Below are 4779 nucleotides of genomic sequence, written 5' to 3' on the forward strand. Positions count from 1 at the left end.
AAAATCCGACGAGCGTGCAAATCAGTGACGCCGAAGCTGTTCCCGCGAATTTCTACCGCCAGCCGCCGCCAGAGATCGACAAGCAGGCAGTTAAGGACGCGCTGAAAGCAGGCGAGGACGTGCCAGGCGCGTACCTGGAAGCTGGCGAGCGTGTCGTCATCAAGTAACGAGAGCGAGGAATAAGAATGCACGTATTCATCTTTGACGGCAATCTCGGACGGGACGCGGAAGTCCGCTACACGCAGGGCGGCACGCCGGTTTGCTCCTTCCCGGTTGCGAACAAAACCGGCTACGGAGACAAGGAGCGCACGCACTGGTTCGACTGCGCCTTGTTCGGCAAGCGGGCCGAGGGCGGGTTGCCGCAGTACCTGACCAAGGGAACGAAGGTGCTTATCCGGGGCGAAGTGCGGCTCGACGAGTTCGAGAAGCGCGACGGCAGCAACGGCGCGAAGCTCGCGGTGTTCGTGCACGACATTGAGCTAGGCGGCAGCAAGCCGAGCGGCCAGCAACCGGCGCAGAGTCAGCCGCAGCAGAGCGGCAGTCTCAGCAGCAGGCGCCGGCAGAAGAATTTCCGGACGACATTCCGTTTTAGTGAGTAGCGGAGGAAGTTATGTGCATGATCTACGACGCGGACGGGTCGGTCGTAATGCTAGGCCAGGATAAGCGCAAGGCCCGTAAGTCGCACCGTTGCAGCGAATGCAGGCGCTCAATTCAGCCTGGCGAAGAGTACATGGATGAGCGCTTCATTTGGCAGGGAGAGATCAACCAGCACAGAACATGCCGGCACTGCCTTGTTGTGCGTGATTGGCTTCTAGCCGAGTGCGGTGGATACCTCTACGGATACGTCTATGAGGACATTCGCGAACACGTGCATGAAGGCGCATACGGGGTCGACGTGAAGTTCTTGAGCATCGGCATGGAACGTCGGTGGCAACGTCGAGATGGGCGAGTGTGGCCGACTCCAAGGACACCCAAGACTACTCACGAGGCGACGGCGTGATTCCTCAATGCTGGCCCTGCCGTCACTTCGCCTGCGCCCAGGGCCGGCACATCTGCACGCGCAACCGTCCGGAATTCCCGGAGACATGCGCCGAATACGAATACGAGCCGGGAAGCGACCGGCAAGTAGCGGAGCAAGAACAATGCACCGACACGAATACGAAAAGCGCGTAAGCCGAGCACAGCTAGTTGGGTGGCTTATGGGCCTGACGATGGGAACGGCGGCGGCGCTACTACTGGGGTAGCTGTTATGACAGACATACAACAACTCAAACGCACAAACGCGGGACTGCAAAACAAAGTACGGGAGCTGTCGCAAAAGCTGGAGCGGGCTGAGCGCGAGAATGGGCGGTTTCGCAGGGAGGTCCAAAGTGTCGCCGGGTTGATCGACGACGAAGTCCTGGCCACCTTAGAGCCCATCATACGTGGGTGTCCCGGCGGAGGCGTAGCGCACCGCCTGGAATTCGCTGTGTCGTGGGTTAAGCATGTTGGTGCTGGCCTACAGAGCGCCCTCTCGCGCAAGGAGAACGACGATGGATAACCAAATCAACCCGCAGGGAGACGCCACCACCGCGTGTTGCCGCCGGCTCTTTCTGCACGTAATGCATGGCAGCAAGCTCAATCAGCACGACATGGAGCGCGTGGTCTCCTGGATGGAGCGCAAGGATCAGCGGATTGCGGAACTGGAAGCCGAATTCGCCGCCGAGCGTGAGCGGGAGGAATACCGGGAGCGTGTGCTTGCGCGCGTCAGCGAGGAACTAGGGCTTCCGCCTTCAATAGCCCCGGCGCGTGGCCGGCTGCGGCGCATGTTGGACGACAATCATGCCCTACGCGCCCAGGTGGAGGCGAAGGATGCGGCGCTGCGAGAGGTCCATCCGCATGTACCCAGGCATGCGAGAGACATAATCGACGCCGTGCTCACCGCCCCCGCTGCCGAGGCGCAAGGCGAGCCACGCACACCTGAGCTTTGGTGCGTGCATGTGCTCGGGCCGGATGACGTGCACGCTGCGCCCAGCAAAGCGCACGCGGAGAAAGCGGCTGAGATGTTCAACGAGCGATTCGGGCCTGTGGCCGAGCGCACAGGGGTGATGGTAAAGGCCGTTGTCGCACCGTGGCCTCATTCTCCAGAGGCGCATGCGGAAGGCGTCGGCAGCTTTACCACCGACTGGATGGTGCCACAGGCCGCCGGGGCGCAGGGGGTGCTGGATGGAGCCTACCGCCCCCTGCTACGCGGCGAAATCATGCAGGAAGGGGATGAATACCTGAATGATGATTATAGCGCTTGGGAAGTGCTGCGCCGCCCCATGTTCGGCCCCGGCCAGCCGTGGAGCGAGGCACTGAAGCCTATGCGCAGAAGGCGCGCCGCCCCGGCCAAGGGGGAGGGGTAAGGGATGCCGCTGCCAATCACCGTTAAACGAATCTTCTGGCGCTTCCATGTCGCCAAACCCGCTTGGGCGAGGGATCGGAAGTTCCAGCTTCATTGGGTGCCGGACATGCTCGACGGGATGCTCTATGCGGGCGTCACCGTGTTCGGATGGTCCATCCTCTACAGCGATCAGTGGTGAGCGCCATGACCGATAAGCAGATAGAAGCCGTGGCGCGGGCGATCGCGCTAAATGGGTTTGGCCGCCCTTGGGATGACTTCCCGGAGCGGTCTATGCGCGAAACGTGCCAAGAAGACCTTATGGAGTATGCCGAGACCGCAATCGCCGCCCTCCGTGAGAGTGGGGGGCCGTTTGAGCTACCCCGATACGGCATCCGGTGGGACGGACCGAAGGCGCCCATAGCGGTGCCGAAGACAGACGGCTACTGGACTCCGTGGCACATGGCGCAGGAGTCGGTAGCCACACCCCAGCCCGACCCCGACGTGCTGCGGCGGGTGCGGGAGGCGTTACATGCAATCCAGCGATGCGACGTTTCGGGCGGCGGAGTGCTGGCTGCTCAGCGGGCCGCCAACGAAGACCTCGCCGAACTCGACGCACACGAACGCGCACACCAACCCGCCGACAGCGGCACAACGGGAGCGGACGCGCGCAATGACTGAAACCGAGAAGCTGCAAGCGCGGCTGTGGAACGCGGTGCCTGACCTGGCGCTAGCTGACAGGGCAAAAGCCGAGAGCATCGCGAGCGCTGACGAGCTGACGAAGCAGCAGCGGAAAGCGGCGTATGCGCTGTTGGCGAAGGCGACGAAGGGGCCGGGCGAGCAATGAAACGACGACTACGAGACATAGCCGCAGCTCTGCCTTGGGCAGTGGGCGCGCTTGTTCTGGCGTGGGTGTTGGATTGGGCTGGAATTATTGAGGTGCGGTGATGGCATACGTAGACGCAAAGACTTGGGCGAACGAAGAGTTCCACCCCAATAGCCGCCCCGATTTGCGGACTGTTCGCGATTGGGTGAAGAATGGCTATGTGCCGGGCCGGATAATCGGGCCGCGCCGGGTATACATTAACGTTGATGCTTGGAAAAAGAACAGACCGGCAACGACCTTGCGGACAAAGTACTGAATAACCAATGAGTCCACGACCGCGAAAATCCGGCCGCCGAAACTGGCCCGAGAATCTCTACGGGAAAAAGAAGGGCGGAAAGACGTACTACAGTTATAAGCACCCGCAGACCGGCAAGTTTCACGGCATGGGGACAGACTTTGCAAAGGCATCTCAGGCTGCGCGACTGCTCAACAATAAGCTGATGCCAGTTCAAGGGGCTGAACACCTCGTGAGCGCGGTCCTGGCTGGCGAAACAGTGCTGTTCAGCACGTGGCTTGAGCGCTTCGCGGCGGAGATACTGCCGGAGCACAAGGACAAAACTGGCAAGGGGTATGGTGAGAAAACCTTGATCGACTACCAGCGCCGCGCCAGGAATATTGCGAAGGAACGTTGGGCTGCGAAGGCAGTTGCCGACGTGACGGTCAAGGACGTGGCAAGTTACTTAGATGCAAGAGCTCCCAGGACAAGTAATATTGATCGCTTTGTCCTAGACCTAGCCTTCCGGCACGCAAAAGCCAAAGGGCTGTGTGACGCTAATCCCGCGACAGCGACGATACCTAAGTCAGCCACGAAAGAGCGGCAACGGCTGGACAAGGAGTCGTTCGACAAGATTTACGATGCCGCCGAGCCTTGGTTCCAGCGCGCACTAGACTTAGCCCTGTTAACTTTGCAAAGCCGCGCGGAGCTGGTCGAAATGAGATTCGACCATATCAAAGATGGCTGGCTACATGTTTCCCGCGCGAAAGTGGAGCGATACCAGACAGGTTATGTACGCATTGGGATTGGCCCAAAGCTACAGAAGGCGATCGACGCCTGCCGCGACGAGCTAGTTAGCCCTTACCTGATTCATCGACGCCCTGAAAAGATGCGCCGCGAATACTTGGAGGGAAAGGATCACTGGTCGAAGGTAAGCGCGGAACTTCTGACGCGAACCTTTAAGAAGTTGCGCGACCAGCTCAAGCTATACGATCATCTCGACCCAAAGCAGCGCCCCACCTTCCATGAAATTAGAAGTCTCGGTGGACATCTCTATCGAGAGCAAGGTTGGACTGAAGAAGAAATCCAGGCGATTTATAGTCACACAACTGAGAAAATGACCGGTCACTACCTTGAGGGACATGGCATTCAGTGGGTTGACGCGCGCGGCATGTGACGTGCTGATTTTGGGAAAATATTGGGAAAGTTTTGGGAAACAAAAAAGGCCGCTCACCGGGTCAACTCTAACCCTTTGAACGGCCTTAGTTATTTGGTCGGGGTGAGAGGATTTGAACCTCCGACCACCTGCACCCCATG

9 protein-coding genes are annotated in these 4779 nt (G+C 59.7%); all 9 read left to right on the forward strand.

The annotated features are described in order from the left end of the window. Positions 1–14: 14 nt before the first annotated feature. The 9 genes from CAI21_RS26210 to CAI21_RS22495 all read left to right on the forward strand — a co-directional run bounded on the left by CAI21_RS26210 (position 15) and on the right by CAI21_RS22495 (position 4639). On the forward strand, positions 15–167 hold the full coding sequence (locus CAI21_RS26210) for a siphovirus Gp157 family protein (RefSeq protein ID WP_404840908.1): 153 nt from the start codon (positions 15–17) through the stop codon (positions 165–167). A gap of 18 nt (positions 168–185) precedes the next feature. Next, complete coding sequence (locus CAI21_RS22470; protein ID WP_116304352.1) at positions 186–599, forward strand: single-stranded DNA-binding protein; 414 nt, start codon at positions 186–188, stop codon at positions 597–599. Between the two features lie 17 nt (positions 600–616). After that, positions 617–1000, forward strand: coding sequence for a hypothetical protein (locus tag CAI21_RS22475; protein WP_116304353.1), 384 nt, complete (start codon positions 617–619; stop codon positions 998–1000). Positions 1001–1249: 249 nt separating this feature from the next. Then, positions 1250–1540 carry a hypothetical protein gene (locus tag CAI21_RS22480; protein WP_116304354.1) on the forward strand — a complete coding sequence of 97 codons (291 nt, stop codon included), beginning with the start codon at positions 1250–1252 and terminating at the stop codon, positions 1538–1540. After that, positions 1533–2387 (forward strand): hypothetical protein, encoded by an 855-nt coding sequence (locus CAI21_RS22485; RefSeq protein ID WP_116304355.1) that lies wholly within the window; start codon positions 1533–1535, stop codon positions 2385–2387. The genes CAI21_RS22480 and CAI21_RS22485 overlap by 8 nt, the downstream gene beginning before the upstream one ends. Before the next feature lie 3 nt (positions 2388–2390). Then, on the forward strand, positions 2391–2564 hold the full coding sequence (locus CAI21_RS23475; protein ID WP_181919602.1) for a hypothetical protein: 174 nt from the start codon (positions 2391–2393) through the stop codon (positions 2562–2564). Positions 2565–2569: 5 nt separating this feature from the next. Then, positions 2570–3043 carry a hypothetical protein gene (locus CAI21_RS22490; RefSeq protein WP_147305227.1) on the forward strand — a complete coding sequence of 158 codons (474 nt, stop codon included), beginning with the start codon at positions 2570–2572 and terminating at the stop codon, positions 3041–3043. Then, positions 3036–3209 carry a hypothetical protein gene (locus CAI21_RS23480; protein ID WP_181919603.1) on the forward strand — a complete coding sequence of 58 codons (174 nt, stop codon included), beginning with the start codon at positions 3036–3038 and terminating at the stop codon, positions 3207–3209. Before CAI21_RS22490 ends, CAI21_RS23480 begins: the two co-directional genes overlap by 8 nt. Before the next feature lie 302 nt (positions 3210–3511). Then, positions 3512–4639: a phage integrase Arm DNA-binding domain-containing protein gene (locus CAI21_RS22495; protein WP_116304357.1), complete on the forward strand. Its 1128-nt coding sequence runs from the start codon at positions 3512–3514 to the stop codon at positions 4637–4639. The last annotated feature ends 140 nt before the right edge of the window (positions 4640–4779 follow it).

It is taken from the genome of Alkalilimnicola ehrlichii (assembly GCF_003399765.1).
Classification (GTDB): Bacteria; Pseudomonadota; Gammaproteobacteria; order Nitrococcales; family AK92; genus AK92.